Source organism: Cytobacillus sp. EB106-05-05-XG126, assembly GCF_058791715.1.
Genome location: NZ_JBYTDU010000008.1, coordinates 18301 through 38309 on the forward strand (window position 1 = coordinate 18301; position 20009 = coordinate 38309).

Annotated in this window: 19 protein-coding genes and 3 tRNA genes; 21 read left to right on the forward strand and 1 reads right to left on the reverse strand. The window is 45.9% G+C overall.

The genetic code is table 11. The features are described from left to right. Nucleotides 1-41: 41 nt before the first annotated feature. From rsmG to AC3WTL_RS18965, 5 genes are all read left to right on the forward strand, one after another. Nucleotides 42-758 carry a 16S rRNA (guanine(527)-N(7))-methyltransferase RsmG gene (gene rsmG, locus AC3WTL_RS18945; protein ID WP_048010204.1) on the forward strand — a complete coding sequence of 239 codons (717 nt, stop codon included), beginning with the start codon at nt 42-44 and terminating at the stop codon, nt 756-758. A gap of 140 nt (nt 759-898) precedes the next feature. Beyond that, entirely contained in the window at nt 899-1783 is an 885-nt protein-coding gene (noc, locus tag AC3WTL_RS18950; protein WP_035328309.1) for a nucleoid occlusion protein, read from the forward strand. A 378-nt stretch (nt 1784-2161) separates the two neighbouring features. After that, nucleotides 2162-2923 (forward strand): ParA family protein, encoded by a 762-nt coding sequence (locus AC3WTL_RS18955; RefSeq protein ID WP_048010276.1) that lies wholly within the window; start codon nt 2162-2164, stop codon nt 2921-2923. Further along, on the forward strand, nt 2916-3761 hold the full coding sequence (locus tag AC3WTL_RS18960) for a ParB/RepB/Spo0J family partition protein (RefSeq protein WP_222501660.1): 846 nt from the start codon (nt 2916-2918) through the stop codon (nt 3759-3761). The genes AC3WTL_RS18955 and AC3WTL_RS18960 overlap by 8 nt, the downstream gene beginning before the upstream one ends. A gap of 120 nt (nt 3762-3881) precedes the next feature. Then, complete coding sequence (locus AC3WTL_RS18965) at nt 3882-4595, forward strand: DUF554 domain-containing protein (protein WP_048010207.1); 714 nt, start codon at nt 3882-3884, stop codon at nt 4593-4595. A 403-nt stretch (nt 4596-4998) separates the two neighbouring features. Here AC3WTL_RS18965 and yyaC read toward each other — a convergent pair whose 3' ends face one another. Continuing rightward, a complete protein-coding gene (yyaC, locus tag AC3WTL_RS18970; RefSeq protein WP_492369876.1) occupies nt 4999-5628 on the reverse strand; it encodes a spore protease YyaC in 630 nt (209 codons plus the stop codon). A 619-nt stretch (nt 5629-6247) separates the two neighbouring features. Between yyaC and AC3WTL_RS18975 the strand changes: the two genes are divergently transcribed. The 16 genes from AC3WTL_RS18975 (at nt 6248) to AC3WTL_RS19050 (ending at nt 19991) form a co-directional block, all read left to right on the forward strand. Next, the gene (locus AC3WTL_RS18975; protein WP_076262934.1) at nt 6248-7138 is read left to right on the forward strand and encodes a mechanosensitive ion channel family protein; all 891 of its coding nucleotides are present in this window, start codon (nt 6248-6250) and stop codon (nt 7136-7138) included. 2 nt (nt 7139-7140) lie between these two features. Beyond that, on the forward strand, nt 7141-7338 hold the full coding sequence (locus AC3WTL_RS18980; protein WP_035328295.1) for a DUF951 domain-containing protein: 198 nt from the start codon (nt 7141-7143) through the stop codon (nt 7336-7338). 27 nt (nt 7339-7365) lie between these two features. Further along, entirely contained in the window at nt 7366-9360 is a 1995-nt protein-coding gene (locus AC3WTL_RS18985) for a molybdopterin-dependent oxidoreductase (RefSeq protein ID WP_263599165.1), read from the forward strand. A 163-nt stretch (nt 9361-9523) separates the two neighbouring features. After that, on the forward strand, nt 9524-10624 hold the full coding sequence (gene ychF / locus AC3WTL_RS18990; protein ID WP_492369877.1) for a redox-regulated ATPase YchF: 1101 nt from the start codon (nt 9524-9526) through the stop codon (nt 10622-10624). Between the two features lie 184 nt (nt 10625-10808). Further along, on the forward strand, nt 10809-11096 hold the full coding sequence (gene rpsF, locus AC3WTL_RS18995) for a 30S ribosomal protein S6 (RefSeq protein ID WP_048010213.1): 288 nt from the start codon (nt 10809-10811) through the stop codon (nt 11094-11096). 35 nt (nt 11097-11131) lie between these two features. Beyond that, nucleotides 11132-11644 carry a single-stranded DNA-binding protein gene (ssb, locus tag AC3WTL_RS19000; protein WP_048010214.1) on the forward strand — a complete coding sequence of 171 codons (513 nt, stop codon included), beginning with the start codon at nt 11132-11134 and terminating at the stop codon, nt 11642-11644. A gap of 58 nt (nt 11645-11702) precedes the next feature. Continuing rightward, nucleotides 11703-11942 (forward strand): 30S ribosomal protein S18, encoded by a 240-nt coding sequence (rpsR, locus tag AC3WTL_RS19005; RefSeq protein WP_009332461.1) that lies wholly within the window; start codon nt 11703-11705, stop codon nt 11940-11942. A gap of 202 nt (nt 11943-12144) precedes the next feature. After that, nucleotides 12145-13080 carry a YybS family protein gene (locus tag AC3WTL_RS19010; RefSeq protein WP_226618923.1) on the forward strand — a complete coding sequence of 312 codons (936 nt, stop codon included), beginning with the start codon at nt 12145-12147 and terminating at the stop codon, nt 13078-13080. 31 nt (nt 13081-13111) lie between these two features. Next, the gene (locus AC3WTL_RS19015) at nt 13112-15085 is read left to right on the forward strand and encodes a DHH family phosphoesterase (RefSeq protein WP_048010216.1); all 1974 of its coding nucleotides are present in this window, start codon (nt 13112-13114) and stop codon (nt 15083-15085) included. Then, nucleotides 15082-15528, forward strand: a complete 447-nt coding sequence (gene rplI, locus AC3WTL_RS19020; protein ID WP_035328283.1) for a 50S ribosomal protein L9 — start codon at nt 15082-15084, stop codon at nt 15526-15528. Before AC3WTL_RS19015 ends, rplI begins: the two co-directional genes overlap by 4 nt. A gap of 178 nt (nt 15529-15706) precedes the next feature. After that, nucleotides 15707-17071 carry a replicative DNA helicase gene (gene dnaB / locus AC3WTL_RS19025; protein WP_035328281.1) on the forward strand — a complete coding sequence of 455 codons (1365 nt, stop codon included), beginning with the start codon at nt 15707-15709 and terminating at the stop codon, nt 17069-17071. Between the two features lie 514 nt (nt 17072-17585). Further along, nucleotides 17586-18878, forward strand: a complete 1293-nt coding sequence (locus AC3WTL_RS19030) for an adenylosuccinate synthase (RefSeq protein ID WP_197217283.1) — start codon at nt 17586-17588, stop codon at nt 18876-18878. A 179-nt stretch (nt 18879-19057) separates the two neighbouring features. Further along, nucleotides 19058-19270, forward strand: a complete 213-nt coding sequence (locus AC3WTL_RS19035; protein WP_248350245.1) for a hypothetical protein — start codon at nt 19058-19060, stop codon at nt 19268-19270. Nucleotides 19271-19690: 420 nt separating this feature from the next. Continuing rightward, a tRNA-Lys gene (locus tag AC3WTL_RS19040) sits at nt 19691-19766 on the forward strand. Nucleotides 19767-19781: 15 nt separating this feature from the next. Continuing rightward, nucleotides 19782-19853, forward strand: a tRNA-Glu gene (locus AC3WTL_RS19045). A 61-nt stretch (nt 19854-19914) separates the two neighbouring features. Then, a tRNA-Asp gene (locus AC3WTL_RS19050) sits at nt 19915-19991 on the forward strand. Nucleotides 19992-20009: the final 18 nt, after the last annotated feature.

Below are 20009 nucleotides of genomic sequence, written 5' to 3' on the forward strand. Positions count from 1 at the left end.
AGGAAAATCCGATTATGTCAGAGAACGGAAAGGATTCATAAATGAATACCGAACAATTTACTGAAATGCTGGCGGCGAAGGGGATTGCCCTTTCGCCACAGCAATTGCAGCAATATGACACCTACTATTCCACCCTGGTGGAATGGAATGAAAAAATGAATTTAACAGCCATTACGGAAAAGGAAGATGTGTATTTAAAGCACTTCTATGACTCCATTAGCGCGGCTTTTTACTTTGATTTCAGCCAGCCGCTAACGGTCTGTGATGTCGGGGCGGGGGCAGGCTTCCCGAGCATACCGATTAAAATTGCTTTTCCGGGTTTACATATTACGATTGTTGACTCGCTTAATAAGCGCATTGGTTTTCTGGAGCATTTGGCGAAGAAGCTTGGGCTTGAGAATGTCCGCTTTATCCATGACCGTGCGGAAACCTTTGGACAGAACAAGGAATACCGCGAGTCTTTTGATGTTGTGACAGCAAGAGCTGTAGCCAGATTATCCGTTTTAAGCGAGCTTTGTCTGCCGCTGGCGAAAACTGGAGGCACATTTGTGGCCATGAAGGGTGCCAGTGCAAAGGAAGAACTGGATGCCGGCAAAAAGGCCGTCTCGGTGCTGGGCGGAAAACTTGTGGATTCCCACACGTTCACGCTGCCTGAGGAAGAAAGTGAGCGCAATATTCTAATCATAAAAAAAGAAAAGAGCACTCCTAAAAAGTACCCGCGAAAGCCGGGGACACCCAATAAAACACCAATTGAATAGGGTGCGCAATTTGCCATTGTATGACATAATGGTGTAAACGTTTCGATTTTTCCAGATATTTATATTGCTCCTGTCCGGCAGGATTTGTCATGATGATAGAGAATATGTTATAGGGAGTTTCGTAAAGGTGGTGCAGGGTGATGAAGCATTCTTTCTCACGCTTTTTTGGCCTAGGCGAAAAGGGAGAACAAGTTACAGCGGAAAAACCAGCAGAAGAACAGCTGGATATTGTTGAAGACTTAAGCGACAGAGAAGAAGTTAAGAAAATTCCTATTGATCAAATCGTCCCCAACCGTTTCCAGCCAAGAACGGTGTTTGATGATGAAAAAATAGAAGAGCTTTCCCGGACTATCCATACGCATGGAATCATCCAGCCAATCGTCGTACGGGAATTTGAAGATGGCCAGTTTGAAATCATAGCAGGTGAACGCAGATACCGGGCCATGAAAAAACTGGGCTGGGAAGAAGCTCCTGCTATTGTCAAAAATCTTAGCGATACCGAAACGGCTTCAGTAGCTTTAATTGAAAATCTTCAAAGGGAAGAATTGTCACCGATTGAAGAAGCTGTTGCCTACGGAAAACTTTTAGAGCTGCATAGCCTGACACAGGAAGCATTGGCACAACGCCTTGGAAAAGGCCAGTCAACCGTTGCCAACAAGCTTCGGCTGCTGAAATTGCCGCAGCCTGTCCAGGATGCATTGCTAAACAAATCAATCACAGAGCGGCATGCCCGTTCACTCATCCCGCTGAAGGACCCGGAGAAGCAGGTCGCCCTGCTTCAGGAGATTGTGGAAAAGAATCTCAATGTGAAGCAGACGGAAGACCGGGTTGTCAAAATTCTCGAACAGAAAAATCCAAAGCCGAAGCCGAAACGAAAGGCTTTCAGCAAGGATATGAGAATTGCGGTCAACACGATCAGGCAATCTTTATCCATGGTTTCTGACAGCGGCATTAATCTTGATTCTGAAGAAGAAGAATTTGATGAATTTTATCAAATCACGATCAAGATTCCTAAAAAGAAATAATTTTTTTTACGCGAGAAATAAAGCGGGGGCTCCCCGTTTTATTTTTCGCGTTTTTTTTGAAGGATAAGAAAGTATATAATTTTTGAACTTTGATAACTGTCTAGCTCCAGCGCCTACCCCCTCGAGGTCACAAGCCAATCCTCCCAAAAAGGCAAAGAACGCCTTTCCGGGAGGCTCGTCTTGTGCTTGTCGGGGGTGACCAAGGCGCTTGCGCTTTTCTTTGAAGGACGATAAAAAGACTATTAGAATCTTCTTATTTTTTACAAAAAAATTATTCTGCCCTGTTTTTCGTGATAAAATAGACTACGTGATTTAACGATACGAATAAATTCGCAGATAGATAGATTGGAATATTGATAGATGAAAGCAGGTGACACTGTGGGCAAGATTATAGCCGTTGCGAACCAGAAAGGCGGAGTCGGCAAAACGACCTCTTCCGTCAATCTTGGCGCATGCCTGGCATACATAGGCAAGAAAGTGCTGCTGGTCGACATTGATCCGCAGGGCAATGCCACAAGCGGAATCGGCATTGAAAAAGCGGATGTCGATCATTGCATCTATGACGTCCTCGTGGATGATGTGGAAGCATCCAAGGTCATTAAACCTACTTCGGTAGAGAACTTATACGCCATCCCGGCAACCATTCAGCTGGCAGGCGCAGAAATTGAACTGGTGCCGACGATCTCACGGGAAGTCAGGTTAAAGAGGGCTCTTGAGGAAGTAAAGGCAAACTTTGATTATGTGATTATCGACTGTCCTCCTTCCCTCGGATTACTGACGATAAATTCGCTGACCGCTTCGGATGCCGTAATCATACCCGTGCAGTGCGAGTACTATGCACTGGAAGGGCTGAGCCAGCTTCTGAATACGGTTCGCCTTGTGCAGAAGCATCTGAACCATGATTTAAAAATTGAAGGCGTTCTGCTGACAATGCTTGATGCCCGTACAAATCTTGGCATTCAGGTCATTGAAGAAGTGAAAAAGTATTTTCAGGATAAAGTCTATAAAACAATCATCCCCCGCAATGTGCGTCTGGGAGAGGCTCCGAGCCATGGAGAACCTATCATTACTTATGATCCGAAGTCACGCGGAGCTGAAGTATATTTAGAACTGGCAAAGGAAGTGGTTTCAAATGGCTAAAGGTTTAGGAAAAGGTCTGAATGCTTTTTTCAATAATGCTGAAAGCGAAAGTGAAGAAACCGTACAGGAAGTAAAAATAAAGGACATTCGTCCAAACCCTTATCAGCCGCGCAAGGTGTTTGAAAAGGAAGCCATCGAGGAGCTGAAGCAATCCATCCTTGAACATGGAATACTGCAGCCGATCATCGTCCGCAAAAGCATCAAAGGCTTTGAAATTGTAGTTGGGGAACGCCGCTACCGGGCAGCAAAAGAAGCCAACTTGGAGAAAGTTCCTGTTGTTGTAAGAGAGCTGACTGAACAGCAAATGATGGAGCTGGCTGTTCTTGAAAATCTGCAGCGTGAAGACCTAACGCCGATTGAAGAAGCTGCTGCGTACCAGCTGCTGATGGAGAAGCTTAAGGTGACACAAGAGGAATTGGCCAAGCGCCTGGGAAAAAGCAGGCCGCATATTGCCAACCATGTTCGCCTGCTATCCCTTCCTCCGAAAATTCAGGGATTGATTTCAGACGGCAAAATTTCCATGGGACACGGAAGAGCGCTGTTGGGGCTGCGAAAAAAAGAAAAACTGCAGGCACTTGTTGAAAAAACAGTTAAAGACGGCTTAAATGTCCGTCAGCTTGAACAGCTGATTCAGCAGCTGAACGATGTTTCACGTGAAACGAAAAAGCCGGCAGTTCAAAAGGATATCTTTATTAAGGAACGCGAATCCTCCCTCAGGGAACGGTTCGGAACGACCGTCCATATTAAACAGTCCAAAAACAAAGGGAAAATTGAGATTGAATTTTTCTCAAAAGAAGATTTGGAACGCATTATGGAGCTTTTAGAAACACATCAGTAAGCCATCTTTATGATGGTTTATTTTTTTACAGGATTCCATAAAAAAGGATTGTAGGCTCAGGCCTTTCGTGGTAATTTTAATAGAAAATAATTCGCATTGCGAAATAATAAGGTGAAGACGATGTTTCTGCTAGGTACACTTGTGAATGGATTATTGATTATTATTGGAACACTGCTGGGGAAATTGCTCCATCGCATTCCCGAAAACATGAAGGGCACTGTCATGCATGCGATTGGCCTTGCTGTCATGGTGCTCGGCCTGCAAATGGGCTTTAAAAGCGAGAATTTCCTCGTGGTGATTTTGAGCCTTGTGTTCGGAACGGTGATTGGAGAGTACTTTGCTCTCGAAGATAAACTCAACAAGCTTGGCGATTGGCTTGAAAGCAAAATTGGCTCCAAAGGACAAGGCAGCATTTCGCAGGGCTTCGTAACGGCTACACTCATCTTTGTCATTGGCGCTATGGCCATCATCGGCGCGCTTGACAGCGGTATCCGGGGCGATCACTCGGTGCTCTATACCAAATCGATTATTGACGGCTTCACCTCCCTCATCTTAACGACTACATTAGGGATCGGTGTGCTCTTTTCAGCTTTTCCGGTGATGCTGTATGAAGGACTCATTGCTCTATTTGCCACCCAAATCGACCGGTTTGTCCCCCAGCTTCTGATGGACAGCTTTATCAAGGAAATGACCGCAACAGGCGGAATCATGATCTTTGCGATTGGACTGAATTTGACTGGCATTACGAAAATCCGGGTGGCGAACCTGCTTCCGGGAATTGTGGTTACAGGAGTGATTGTGTCGGTTGTTTATTTTTACGGGATTTATTTTTAGGTGAATGGGATGTGCACTGCGGGCACGGGTGTTGGTGTGCTTGCTGTGCATTTTTTATGCCGGAATGGCGTTAAAACTGGCTGGAACCGCGCAAATTTTGAAGTAAGTGCGCAAGATTTGTGCTCAAGTCAGCTGTTTTTCCGGAAAAAGGAGTGTGCTTGGCGGTTTATCTAACAGGTTTGTGAATTTATCCAGCAAATTTTGAAGTTTATCTAACAAGTTTCTCATTTTATCTCACATTTGCCGCAATTCCTCGTTACAGAGAACGGAATTGACGATCAAAACAGAGAGCAGGACGAGCGCGAAAAATGAAGGACCGGCCCACAAAACGGATGTATGCACCATCCCCCTCCCCTGCCCAACAAAAAACCGCAGGCTCACTCCCCTGCGGCTTTCCACTCTATTAAGGTGTTTGTTCACGGTTCAGTTCCCACTTAAATGCAGGCCATGCCGGTGCTGTCTGGTGGGTCAGGCTGGCTTCATAGATCCCCTCAGCGATGGTTTTTGCCATTTTCAGGACGAGATTGAGCCTGGTGTTCTGGAGGACGAAGAATTCCATGAATCCGCTGACGTTGACGATGCCGGTGATGTGCATATCCCCTACTTCCGGCAGGTCTTTATTGACTCCGGCACCCGGCTTGACGGGTCCGTCTCCAATTTGGATGACTCCGACGCTTTTCAGACGGCCCAGACAGGCGTCGATTCCGATAATAAAGGGATTGAAATGCTTCTTTTTGATTTCGTTCAGTTTTTCTTCCAGGTTCACGGCATGGATCGGGTCCTCCAATGTTCCGTACACATGGAAGGATGAAATGGATTTTTCCTCAAGGAGTGTGCCGACCAGCGGACCTAATGAATCACCTGTTGAGCGGTCTGTGCCAATGCAGACAAACACGATCGGACGGCAGCCGATGCCTGCAGGCAGAATATTCTTCAGCTCAGCAGCCAATTTTTCTGCAGAGTTTGTTTCTTCATGCGGGATTCTGGCAGAAGCCCCGCCTTTTTTGTCAAACAAGTTTGGTTTGAAGTTCATATAGGTCCACTCCCTTTTTAATCCTTGCCATGCCCGAAAAACAGTATTTATACGTTTTTAACAGTATACGGAATTTTTGTGTAATCTATACATACCTGTATTATTTAATCGTTAAACAATCGGTTTTTTAACTGTTAAGCCATGAGAAAAATTGATAAAATAATTTTGTTTTACAGAGGGATTCGCACTGAGGGGCAAGATGCAGTATAATTTCATTCAAGATAAAGACTTGAAGTTTTGAACGCGATAACTGTCTAGCTCCAGGCGCCATCGGCTCTCGGGTCTAAGCTTGTCTTGTTTCGGCTCCTAGGGACTCTCGGGTCTAAGACGTTCCCTTCCAGAAGGAAAAACACCTTCTTACAGGGACCGTCTTATGCTGGTCGTCCCTGGGCAGTCGCCTCAACATTTCTTTCAATCCGGCCAAAAGGTTAAAGAACAACCTTCAGCCGGCTCGTCTTATGCTTGAGGCCCGCAGGACAAGGATGGCTTCGTCAGCATAAACATCGCACGACCGAAAGCGGTAGCTTTTGGGAGGACGTGGCGGTTTTAGTCTGCGTTCCTTTATAAGCGGGCGCCTTCCGCTTTTCTATATTTTCACTAAAAATGAGCAGGTGAAACCATGAGTCCTATTGAAAAAATGATAAACGGTATGATAGATAAGATTTCGAATGAAGAAACGTGGATAACCATTGGGGAAGGCATTTTTAAAGTTATGGCGATTCTGATCGTGACGAGCATCCTTATTAGAATCGGCAAGCTGGCCATCCGCAATATTTTTAAAGTGAGAACACCGTCCAGGCTCCGAATCTCAGAGCGCAGGGAAGCCACTCTTCTGAAGCTGCTGGAGAATATGCTCACCTATGTGGTGTTTTTCGTTGCGGCAATCATGATATTATCGGTGCTGACAATTGATGTAAAAGCCCTTCTGGCTGGTGCGGGAATCGTCGGGTTGGCTGTTGGATTTGGAGCACAGAGCCTTGTGAAGGACATTATCACCGGATTTTTCATCATTTTCGAAGATCAGTTTTCGGTTGGAGATTATATCCGGATTGATCAATTTGAAGGAACTGTAGAAGAAATCGGGCTTCGGACGACAAAGATTAAAAACTGGACGGGCGAGGTTCACATCCTTCCGAACGGAAGCATTATGCAGGTGACCAATTTTTCATTGAATAATAGTGTGGCTTTTGTGGATGTCAGCATTGCGTATGAAGGCGATATTGTGAAGGTTGAACAGGTCCTTCAGGAATTATTCGAAAAGCTCCCGGAAAAATATGAGGATATGGTCAAGCCGCCGGAAATTCTGGGCATCCAAAATATGGCGGCAGCAGACGTGATGCTGCGTGTTGTTTCGGAGACACTGCCAATGAGGCATTTTTATATAGCGCGCCAGCTGCGGAAGGAAATTAAGCTTTGTTTAGATGAGCATGGCATTGAAATTCCGTTCCCGCGCCTGGTGATGTACACAAGGAATGAGCAGGATAACCCAAAACTGAATGCGGAGGGATAAACATGGAGCAAAAAGAATTTGATTTACACGATGTAGTGGAAATGAAAAAGCCTCATCCATGCGGGGCCAACAAATGGAAAATCATCCGGATGGGAGCAGATATCCGCATTAAGTGCGAAGGCTGCGGACACAGCGTAATGATCCCAAGAAGGGAATTCGCCCGCAAAATGAAGAAAATTCTTGTTAAGCATGAGGAATAAGAGACAAACTGCAGGGAGATGAGGTTGTTGGCACAAACATTCAAGTCAGCCTGTCCCCTTAATTGCTGGGACAGCTGCGGCTTTCATGTAACAGTTGAAGACGGTAAGGTGACAAAGGTAGATGGTGATCCGGACCATCCGATAACAAAGGGGAAAATTTGCGGCCGCGGCAGAATGCTTGAAAACAGAACCAATTCTCCGGAGCGCCTGCTTCACCCACTGAAAAAGGTAGATGGAGAATTTGTGTCAATTTCCTGGGAGCAGGCTTTGCACGATATTTCCCTGAAAATGAAGGAGCTAAAAGAAACGGCTGGAACCACTTCAATCCTGCATAGCCATGATTATGCCAATGGCGGTTTGCTGACGAACCTGGATCAGCGTTTTTTCAACTGTTATGGCGGCGTGACTGAACTTGTGGGGTCAATCTGCTGGGGAGCCGGTATTGAAGCTCAGAGCTCGGATTTCGGAGATGCGTACAGCCATGCTCCTGAAGATATTTTAAACAGCAGGCACATTGTCGTCTGGGGCAGAAATGTTGCCCGCACCAATATGCACCTGTATCAAAGGCTGCAGGAGGCAAAGAAACAGGGTGCCAAATTATATGTGATTGATCCAATTTTTAATGCGACGGCTAAAATGGCTGACTATTATTTTTCTATCAAGCCGGGGATGGATGGCTGGCTTGCGGCCGGCATCATGAAGGAAATGCTCCGTCTAGGTTTGGAAGATAGAAGTTTCATAGATACCTATTCAGTTGGTTTTGAAGATCTAAATGAACTGCTCGAAAGTGTAACGCTTGAGGAAATCGCAGAGAAAACGGAAGTGCCTGCAGAAGTCATGACCGAACTTGCAGCGGTGTATGGCGATCGCCCCGTGTCCACCTTCTTTGGCCTGGGCATGCAGCGCTACGAAAACGGCGGGAACACGATCAGACTGATGGATGCTTTGATTGCCGTGAGCGGCAATATAGGGATTCCAGGCGGTGGTGCAAACTATGCCAACAGACAGGTAGGACAGAGCTTTGATGCGGCTGCCCTCACCCTCCCTGAGCGGAAAACGGCCTTCAGGCAATTTACGATGATGCGGCAGGCAGAGGGGATTTTAACAGCAAAGGATCCTGAAATTAAGATGATCTTCGTTACGTGCGGAAATCCTTTAACCCAGGTGCCTGACTCTTCAAGGGTCCGAGAAGCTTTTGCATCTGTTGAGACCGTTGTTGTGATGGATCAGTTTATGACAGACACGGCTAAAATGGCCGATTACGTTCTTCCTGTTGCAACCGTGTTTGAACAGGAAGATGTCTATTATTCTTCCATGTATCATCATTATGCCAATCATGGCCCGAAGCTGGCTGAACCGCCAGGTGAAGCGAAGCCTGATTTATGGGTATGGACTGAGCTTGCCAAACGACTCGGATTCGGAGCCGATTTCGATTTTACAAGAGACGAATTCATCAGCATGGGCCTTGGTTCGCTTAAAGAGCAGGGAATCACGCTTGATAGCTTAAGGAATTCTCACCATATGGAGCTTCCGGTTGATACGGTGCCCTGGGCAGACCGCCAGTTCAAGACGCCAAGCGGAAAGTATGAATTTACCTCGTTCCGAAAGGGTTCCGAAAGCAGGCTGACACTCGCTCTTCCACGGGAAACCAAGTGGACGGATAAAGAGCGTGCCGAACAGTTTCCTTTTACCCTGCTGACGATTCACCCTCTTCGCTCCAATCATTCGCAGCATTATCACCTGTTGAAGCCGGAGCCAAAGGCAAAGGTCGAAATTGCCGATAATATTGCCGAAAAGCTTGGCCTGCAGGAGAACGATCATGTCAAGGTGTGGAATGACCGCGGGGAAATGAAGGGCTTTGTCCATATTATGAAGAAAGCCCATCCGGATACCATCAATATCGATGAAGGCATCTGGGCAAAATTCGGCGGCCCCGTCAATAACCTTACATCCAGCCGCGAATCGGACAACGGCCTTGGAAGCACATTGTATGACTGCCTTGTGAATATAGAGAAGGTTTAACAGTAGTGGTGACAGGCACCTATACCAGTCAGGCAAAGGGGTATAGGTACCTGTCACCTTTTCTTTACATTTCTCCGGCAACTATCTATAATTGTTAGAGGCTTGTTTAAATGAGAATCAATCGTATTTTTAATAGATGAAATTAGACTGAGGAGTGACTTGGATGGCTTTAACAGCTGGTATTGTAGGTTTGCCGAACGTCGGAAAGTCTACGTTGTTTAATGCAATTACCCAGGCTGGAGCGGAGTCTGCGAACTATCCGTTCTGTACAATTGATCCGAATGTAGGAATTGTGGAAGTGCCTGATCACCGTTTGAATAAATTAACTGAATTGGTTCAGCCGAAAAAAACTGTGCCAACGGCTTTCGAATTTACGGATATCGCCGGCATCGTAAAGGGTGCGAGCAAAGGGGAAGGTCTTGGAAACAAATTCCTGTCCCATATCCGTGAAGTGGATGCCATCTGTCAGGTTGTCCGCTGTTTTGCGGATGACAATATTACACACGTTGCGGGGAAAGTGGACCCGATTGATGATATCGAAGTCATCAACCTGGAATTGATTCTGGCTGATCTTGAGTCAGTTGATAAGCGAATTGGCCGTGTGAGCAAGCTGGCTAAGCAGAAGGATAAAGATTCTGTGATCGAGCTTGAAATTCTGGAGAAATTAAAAGAAGCGTTCGAAAACGATAAGCCAGCCCGTACAGTTGAATTCACAGAAGAGCAAATGAAGATTGTAAAAGGTCTTCACCTGCTGACAATCAAGCCTGTGCTTTACGTTGCGAACGTAAGCGAGGATGATGTAGCGGATCCTTCTTCTAACGAATATGTACAGCAGGTAAAAGAATTTGCCGCAAAGGATAATGCGGAAGTGATCGTAATCTGTGCAAAAATCGAATCTGAAATTGCTGAGCTTGATGGGGAAGAAAAAGAAATGTTCCTTCAAGAGCTTGGCATTGAAGAATCCGGCCTTGATCAGCTGATCAGAGCAGCCTACAACCTGCTTGGACTGGCAACTTACTTCACTGCGGGTGTACAGGAAGTCCGTGCCTGGACATTCCGCAAAGGAATGAAGGCTCCTCAATGTGCGGGAGTGATTCACTCTGACTTTGAAAAAGGCTTCATCCGTGCAGAAACGGTTTCCTATGAAGACCTTGTCGCTGCAGGAAACATGACAGCTGCGAAAGAAGCAGGGAAAGTCCGCCTCGAAGGAAAAGAATACATTGTTAAAGACGGAGATGTCATGCACTTCCGCTTTAACGTTTAATTATTTGGGGACCTCTTTTTTTAGGGGTTCTTTTTTAATGATTCTTTCAAAATAATCTTCCATCTTCCAATTCACTCTAGTGTTATTGCTTTTGCATATTTAATGTGCTATAATTTCAACTTGTGAGTAATGTATATTGCTCCTTGCCCTTTGTGGGCCGTTAGACCAAAAGGAGGTGAAAGTGATGAGAAAGTACGAAGTTATGTACATCATCCGCCCAAACATTGAAGATGAGGCTAAAAAAGCCCTAGTTGAGCGTTTCAACACAATCTTAACTGACAATGGTGCGGAGGTTTCTGAATCAAAGGATTGGGGTAAGCGTCGTCTTGCATACGAAATCAATGATTTCCGCGATGGCTACTACCAGCTTATGAACGTTAATGCTGAATCAAAAGCAGTTGACGAGTTCACTCGTTTAGCTAAAATCAGCGAAGACATCATCCGTTACATCGTTGTTAAAGACGAAAAATAATAGATATAGCATTTTACCGAGAGGAGTTGATTCTGATGATGAACCGTGTTGTTCTTGTCGGACGTTTGACAAAGGATCCTGATTTGCGGTATACCCCGAACGGAGTTCCTGTCGCTTCATTCACTCTTGCCGTGAATCGTGCTTTTACGAATCAGCAAGGTGAGCGGGAGGCAGACTTTATCAACTGTGTGGTATGGAGAAAGCCAGCTGAAAACGTAGCGAATTTCCTTAAAAAAGGAAGTCTTGCAGGTGTAGATGGCCGGATTCAATCCCGCAGCTATGAAGGCCAGGATGGAAAGCGCGTTTACGTGACAGAAGTCCAGGCTGAGAGTGTGCAATTCCTTGAGCCGAAGAATAGTTCTGGCGGCCAGGGCGGCGGTAATCCGAACTACGGCGGTCCAAGAGATCAGGATTTCCCATTTGGAAATAACAGCAATCAGAATCAACGACAGGATAATCGTAATCAGGGCAACTACACTCGCGTGGATCAGGACCCATTCGCAAATGACGGCCAAATCGACATTTCCGATGACGACCTGCCATTCTAATAGTGCCCGATTATGAACGGAAATATATAAAATAAAAAGCTAAAGGAGGTAACTGACCATGGCTGGAGGACGCAGAGGAGGACGTGCTAAACGTCGTAAGGTTTGCTTTTTCACTGCAAACGGAATCACTCACATCGACTACAAAGATGTGGATCTTCTAAAAAAATTCATCTCTGAGCGCGGTAAGATTTTACCACGTCGTGTAACTGGCACTAACGCTAAATACCAACGTAAATTAACGATTGCTATTAAGCGCGCTCGCCAAATGGCATTACTGCCATACGTTTCAGGTGAATAATAATTAGAAAAAGACGCTGGTATCCGGCGTCTTTTTTTAGTATGTTCTCCTTTAGTACGTGATTGTGTTAAAGTTAAGAACCCTTCTAAAATCACTAAGGTTGAACCTGCATTTAATACTAGCTACAATAGAGCTTATATGGGTTCAAAAAGCCGGGAACAGATTTCCTCCTTTTTGGATACACAGTTTGAGGGGTGTATCAATGAATAATGTACATAAATTAACAGAAGGTGCTGTGCTTCTCGCGGTTTTTGCCGTGCTTCTTCTGATTTCGCTCTATGTGCCGATTCTCGGTACCGTTTCGGTTTTCTTCCTGGCTCTTCCGTTTATTATGTTTGCAGCGAAAAATAACCGGATGAGCGCGATTGTCTTTCTGACGGGAGGTGTCCTGCTTTCGCTGATTATCGGATCCATCATGGGCATTCCGCTTGCTCTGACATTCGGATTGACCGGCACGGTAATCGGTATTTTTATAAGGGAAAATAAAGGACGGGCTTCTTCCTTTATTGCGGGCACGCTCGTATTCCTTGCAGCCCTTTTGCTTCAGTATGCTGCAGCAGTTGCCTTTTTTAATATCAATATCATTAAAGAAGGCATCGGCATGATGGAGGAGTCCATTAAAATCTCACAAGGAATGCTCGAAGGCTTCGGACAGAACGCAGATAAGGCAGTCGAGCAGCTGACAGCAGGCCTGAAAATGATTGAGACCTTAACGCCGAGTTTATTTGTCATGACATCGGTCATTTCTGTTTTTGTCATTCAGCTTGTTTCCTTTCCGATCGCCAAACGATTCGGTATTAAGATTGAAGGCTTTAAGCCATTCAGGGAAATGAGCCTGCCGAAAAGCATATTATGGTACTATCTCATAACCATTATTGCTTCGTTCCTTTTTAATCCGTCAGAAGGAAGCTACTGGTTTATGGCCCTTGTCAATATTGCCTTCATTCTGCAGATTTTCATGGTCATTCAAGGCCTGTCCCTGATTTTCTTTTTCAGTCATTTAAAGGGATGGCCGAAAGCGGTGCCTGTCCTTGCTGCTGTATTTACATTTCTTATGCCATTTCTCCTTTATATTGTGAGGATATTAGGTATAATTGACTTAGGATTTGATTTAAGGCAAAGATTAGGAAAAAAGTGATGAACAACACTACTGTTTAGGAGCTGAAAACATGCCTTCGTATTTAGAAAAGCGGTCCATACGCTATCCGATTTTTGGATTGATGGGCATAACAGTGGTGCTTCTCGGTATATTGGCGTACTACAATTGGCTTTTTGCATTAATCGGGCTGTTTCTGGCCATCCTTCCTTTCTACTACCTTTTTCAGCTGAATCAAAAGCACCGGAAGGAGACGGAAGAATACATTTCTACCCTTTCCTACAGGGTGAAAAAGGTCGGCGAAGAAGCTCTGATGGAAATGCCGATCGGGATTATGCTGATTAATGATGATTATTACATTGAATGGACCAATCCCTTTTTGGCATCCTGCTTTGATGAAGATACGCTAGTCGGAAGATCGCTTTATGATGTCGCGGATTCGCTTGTTCCGCTGATCAAACAAGAAGTGGAAACAGAAATTATTACCCTTCATGACCGGAAATTCCGGGTGATCCATAAACCGGAAGAACGGCTTTTATACTTTTTTGATGTCACGGAACAAACTGAAATTGAGAAAATGTATCAGGAAGAACGTACAGTGATCGCCATCATCTTCCTTGATAATTATGACGAACTGACCCAGGCGATGGATGACCAGACGAAAAGCAGCCTCAACAGTCTGGTGACCCAGATATTGAATAAATGGGCACAGGATAATGGGGTCTTCCTGAAGCGGGTGTCATCTGAGCGCTTTATCGCCGTATTTAATGAACATATTCTGCAGCTTCTTGAAAAAGGGAAATTCACAATTCTCGATGATGTCCGGGAGACCACATCCAAGCAAAATGTTCCGCTCACGTTAAGCGTAGGTGTCGGCACTGGGGTCTCTTCCCTTCCTGAGCTTGGTTCACTGGCCCAGTCCAGCTTAGACCTGGCATTAGGCCGCGGAGGAGATCAGGTGGCCATTAAGCAGACCAACGGGAAAGTCAAATTCTTCGGGGGCAAGACCAATCCTGTTGAAAAAAGAACCCGGGTCCGAGCACGCGTCATTTCCCATGCGCTGAAGGAATTGATTTCAGAAAGTGATAAAGTCATTATCATGGGCCACAAAAGCCCGGATATGGATGCGATTGGAGCCGCCATTGGCATTCAGAAGGTGGCGCGCCTGAACCAGCGAGAAGGCTATGTAGTGGTGAATTTCAATGAACTGGATACAGGCGTCAGAAGGATGATGAAGGAAATTGAAAAGAATGAAGAGCTCTTTTCAAAGTTCATCACACCGGAACAGGCGATGGAAATCGCCACGGACGATACCCTGCTCGTGGTTGTTGATACCCACAAGCCATCCATGGTAATTGAGGAAAAGCTGCTTCATGCGATTGAACATGTGGTCGTCATCGACCATCATCGCCGCGCAGAAGAGTTCATTCATAATCCGCTGCTGGTTTATATGGAGCCATACGCTTCCTCTACAGCAGAACTGGTGACAGAGCTTCTGGAGTATCAGCCGAAAAACGGCAGAATCGAAATGCTGGAAGCAACGGCCCTGCTCGCCGGAATCATTGTCGATACGAAGAGCTTCTCACTCCGGACAGGGTCAAGGACGTTTGATGCGGCTTCCTATCTGCGCGGACAGGGTGCAGATACCGTGCTCGTCCAAAAGTTCTTAAAAGAGGATGTAGATACCTACATCAAGCGGGCGAAGCTGATTGAAACCGTTCAATTTTACAAAGAAGGCATTGCGATTGCCAAGGGTGAGCCGGATCAGATATTTGACCAGGTGCTGATTGCCCAGACGGCAGATACCCTGCTGACGATGGATGGTGTGATTGCTTCGTTTGTTATCTCAAACCGCTCTGAAAACATGATAGGGGTCAGCGCACGTTCCCTCGGGGATATCAATGTCCAGGTGATTATGGAAAACCTCGAAGGCGGCGGGCACTTAACAAATGCTGCCACACAGCTTCAGGATGCAACACTTGATGATGTTGAGGTCCGATTAAAAGAAGCTATAGATGAATACTTTGAAGGGAGAAAAAAGGAATGAAAGTAATCTTTTTAAAAGACGTTAAAGGCAAAGGGAAAAAAGGCGAAGTAAAAAATGTAGCAGATGGCTATGCACATAACTTTTTAATTAAGCAAGGGCTTGCTGTTGAAGCAAACCAATCGAGTATCAGCAGTCTGAATGCTCAAAAGAAGAAAGAAGAAAAGCTTGCTGCTGAAGAGCTTGCTGATGCAAAAAAACTGAAAGAAACACTTGAAAAGCTGACAGTTGAATTTACTGCGAAATCAGGTGAAGGCGGCCGCCTGTTCGGCTCCATCACAAGCAAGCAAATTGCTGAAGAGCTTCAAAAGAAGCACAGCATCAAAATCGACAAACGCAAGATCGAAATGGAAGATGCAATCCGCACACTTGGATACACAAAGGTTCCAGTCAAGCTTCATACTGAAGTAACCGCAACATTAAACGTACATGTTAAAGAAGCATAAAGCTAAGCCGATAAACTAATATTGGAAGTGGCTTTTGCTAATAAACATGTTAAAATAAAAGGGTTGATTAAAAATGTGATCAGTTTTTGCTGGTCACATTTTTTAAAGGGATTATAAAGGATTTTTATATAAATATAGATTGGTTTAACGCTTTTATTTTTTAAGGAGGTTTAATGAGATGAGTGATTTATTCGCGGATCGGCTCCCGCCTCAGAATATCGAAGCGGAACAGGCTGTGCTTGGGGCAATCTTTCTTGAACCCTCCTCTCTTACACAAGCATCTGAGATCTTGATACCCGAAGACTTCTACCGTGCGGCCCACCAGAAGATTTTCAATGTAATGCTGAAGCTGAGCGATCAGGGAAAAGCGGTCGACTTAGTGACCGTGACAGAAGAGCTCAGCGCAGCAAAACTGCTGGAGGATACCGGAGGGGTCAGCTACTTAAGTGAACTGGCCGGATCTGTTCCGACAGCAGCTAATATCGAGTACTATGCAAAGATCGTGGAAGAAAAGTCACTGCTTCGCAGGCTGATCCGGACGGCGACGGGCATTGCCCAGGACGGTTATACGCGCGAGGATGAAGTGGAAGTTCTGCTGGGGGAAGCAGAGAAAAATATCATGGAGGTTGCACAGCGCAAAAATGCCGGTGCCTTTCATAATATTAAGGATGTATTGGTGCGGACCTATGATAATATCGAGGAAATGCATAACCGTAAAGGGGATATTACCGGGATTGCGACTGGATTTACCGAGCTTGACCGCATGACAGCCGGCTTCCAGCGAAATGATCTTATCATTGTCGGTGCCCGTCCTTCCGTAGGTAAAACAGCCTTCGCCCTGAATATCGCGCAAAATGTGGCAACGAAAACCGGAGAAAACGTCGCGATCTTCAGTCTGGAGATGGGTGCCGAACAGCTGGTCATGCGTATTCTCTGTGCTGAAGGGAATATTGATGCCCAGAGACTTCGTACCGGCTCTCTGACAGATGAGGACTGGGGAAAACTGACGATGGCGATGGGAAGCCTGTCAAATGCGGGTATTTTCATCGATGACACGCCGGGTGTCCGCATCCAGGATATCCGTTCCAAATGCCGCCGCCTCAAACAGGAGCATGGGCTTGGCATGATTCTGATCGACTACCTGCAATTAATCCTCGGAAGCGGACGTTCAGGAGAAAACCGCCAGCAGGAAGTTTCTGAAATCTCCCGTTCCTTAAAACAGCTGGCACGTGAACTTCAGGTCCCTGTGATTGCCCTGTCCCAGCTTTCCCGTGGTGTGGAACAGCGCCAGGATAAGCGCCCGATGATGTCAGACATCCGTGAATCGGGAAGTATTGAGCAGGATGCCGATATCGTGGCATTCCTATACCGCGATGACTACTATGACAAAGAATCCGAAGATAAAAACATCATTGAAATCATCATCGCCAAGCAGCGTAACGGCCCGGTTGGAACCGTTCAGCTGGCATTCGTAAAAGAGTATAATAAATTCGTAAACTTAGAGAAACGCTTTGATGATTCATTCGCGCCGCCTGGTGCATAAAGAGGGCCTGCCTATAGCAAGTCCTCTTTTTTATATTGTCCAGCTCCAGCGCCTACCCCCTCGATGTCACAAGCTTGTCTTGTTGCGGCTCCTAGGGACTCGAGACATAAGCCAATCCCTTCCAGAAGGAAAGAACACCTTCTTGCAGGGCTCGTCTTATGCTTGTCGTCCCTGAGCAGTCGCCTCCACATTTCGGGCAATCCGCCCAGAAAGGAAAGAACACCTTTCCGTGCGGCTTTTCTTGTACTGGTGGCCCGCAAGGATGCGGGTCATGCAGACGTTGCCACAGGACGTGGCGTTCTTAGTCTGCGTTCCTTCAATGGGCAAGGCGCTTCCGCTTTTATTTTTCGTATTTTCATTGTTTCACGAACATATTTTCATATTTTTATTAAAATTGTTCGTGTTTTATTGACTATCACACATCACCTTGTTAAACTAAGATGGTTGAAATAAGTTACTTAATTAAAATGAAAATAAATTTTAAAACCATGGGATTCCCGGAGGTGCTTGTTTAATGTCATCAGTAGTAGTAGTTGGAACACAGTGGGGAGATGAAGGGAAAGGAAAGATTACAGACTTCCTTTCTGAGAATGCAGAAGTAATCGCACGTTACCAAGGCGGAAACAATGCAGGACATACAATCAAATTCAATGGCGAAACATATAAGCTTCACTTAATTCCATCTGGCATATTCTATAGCGATAAAATTTGCACAATTGGAAACGGAATGGTAGTCGATCCTAAAGCGCTTGTAAAAGAATTGGCATACCTTCATGACAAGGGAGTGACAACAGACAACCTGCGCATTTCAAACCGCGCACATGTCATCCTTCCTTACCACCTGAAGCTTGACGAAGTGGAAGAAGAGCGCAAAGGTGCGAACAAGATCGGTACAACGAAAAAAGGCATCGGCCCTGCTTACATGGATAAAGCAGCCCGCAACGGAATCCGCATCGCGGACCTTCTTGACCGTGAAGTGTTTGAAGAAAAGCTTGCGCGCAACCTGGAAGAAAAGAACCGCCTGCTTGAGCGCTTCTATGAAACAGAAGGATTCAAAATTGAAGACATCCTGGATGAATACTACGAATTAGGCCAGCAGATCAAGCATTATGTCTGCGACACGTCTGTCGTGCTTAACGACGCATTGGATGAAGGCCGCCGCGTTCTGTTCGAAGGTGCACAGGGAGTTATGCTTGATATCGATCAGGGTACATACCCATTCGTTACATCCTCTAACCCAGTGGCTGGAGGCGTAACAATCGGTTCTGGTGTTGGCCCTACAAAGATCAAGCATGTTGTCGGTGTATCCAAGGCCTATACGACTCGTGTAGGAGACGGCCCATTCCCGACTGAGCTTGATAATGAAATCGGAAATCAGATCCGTGAAGTCGGCCGTGAATACGGAACAACTACTGGCCGTGCGCGCCGTGTCGGCTGGTTCGACAGTGTGGTTGTCCGCCATGCCCGCCGTGTCAGCGGCATCACAGATCTTTCTCTTAACTCCATCGACGTTCTGACTGGAATTGAGACATTAAAAATCTGTACAGCTTACCGTTATAACGGAGAAGTTATCGAAGAATTCCCTGCAAGCTTAAAAGTACTGGCTGAATGTGAGCCGGTATACGAAGAGCTTCCAGGCTGGACAGAGGACATCACAGGCTGCAAATCACTCGATGAGCTTCCTGCCAATGCCCGCCACTACCTGGAGCGCGTTTCCCAGCTGACAGGAATTCCATTATCCATCTTCTCAGTTGGCCCGGACCGCACACAGACAAACGTAGTGTTAAGCCCATGGAGACAAAACTAATTCTTGATTGGAAAAGCCCTGATTGGGGCTTTTCTTTTTTTATGTGGCTGGACAAGGCGGGTGTGCGCTTGGCTGGTTTGTGGCTCCTGGGGGCAGGTTCAGACAGAAGAAGGAGAAATTGTCGTTTTTGAGTCCGAAGTGGGGGTGAGTTCAGACAGAAGAAGGGAAAATGGCCGGTGTTGAGTCCGAAGTTAGGTCAAGTTCAGACAGAAGAAGGAGAAATTGTCGTTTTTGAGTCCGAAGTTGGGGTGAGTTCAGACAGAGAAAAGGGGAAATGGCCGGTGTTGAGTCCGAAATTAGGTCAAGTTCAGACAGAAGAAGGAGAAATTGGCGTTACTGAGTCCGAAGTTGGGGCGAGTTCAGACAGAGAAAGAGAAAATGGCCGGTCCTGAGTCCGAACCCGCACAACTGGTTTATAATAGAGAAAAAATTAAAAAAGAGGAATAAACAAAGGGAGATTAGGGAAATGAATCCATAAACCGGGGAAAAGAATACTCTTTTTAGGGAAAGCCCATCCCAGCCAATTGGCTGCAATCGAGTATTCAAACACCTCCAGCTGCAGTCTTCCCAGCAAAAAAGAATTTTTTATAAAAAAGTTATTGCGCTTTTATAAAACTCTATGATATTATAAAAAGCGTCGCCAAGGTAGCAACCTTGGAAACACTAGTAGCATGAGCCATTAGCTCAGTCGGTAGAGCAGATTGCAGCATCAGTGAATTGCTTCACCCGAATAGCAATCTGTGACAAAGCACGCAGGGCTTTGGAACATCTGACTTAGCAGTGTCAGGCTTTAGGAAACAGAATTTTAGCATGAGCCATTAGCTCAGTCGGTAGAGCATCTGACTTTTAATCAGAGGGTCGAAGGTTCGAGTCCTTCATGGCTCACCATTTATACTTTTTTATGGCCCCTTGGTCAAGCGGTTAAGACACCGCCCTTTCACGGCGGTAACACGGGTTCGAATCCCGTAGGGGTCATGGCGAATAACCGTCAGCAAACGGCTGGCAAGCCCAGCTTACTTGCTGGCGGTTATTATTTGGTCCGGTAGTTCAGTTGGTTAGAATGCCTGCCTGTCACGCAGGAGGTCGCGGGTTCGAGTCCCGTCCGGACCGCCATTTACATAATCTGCTTCA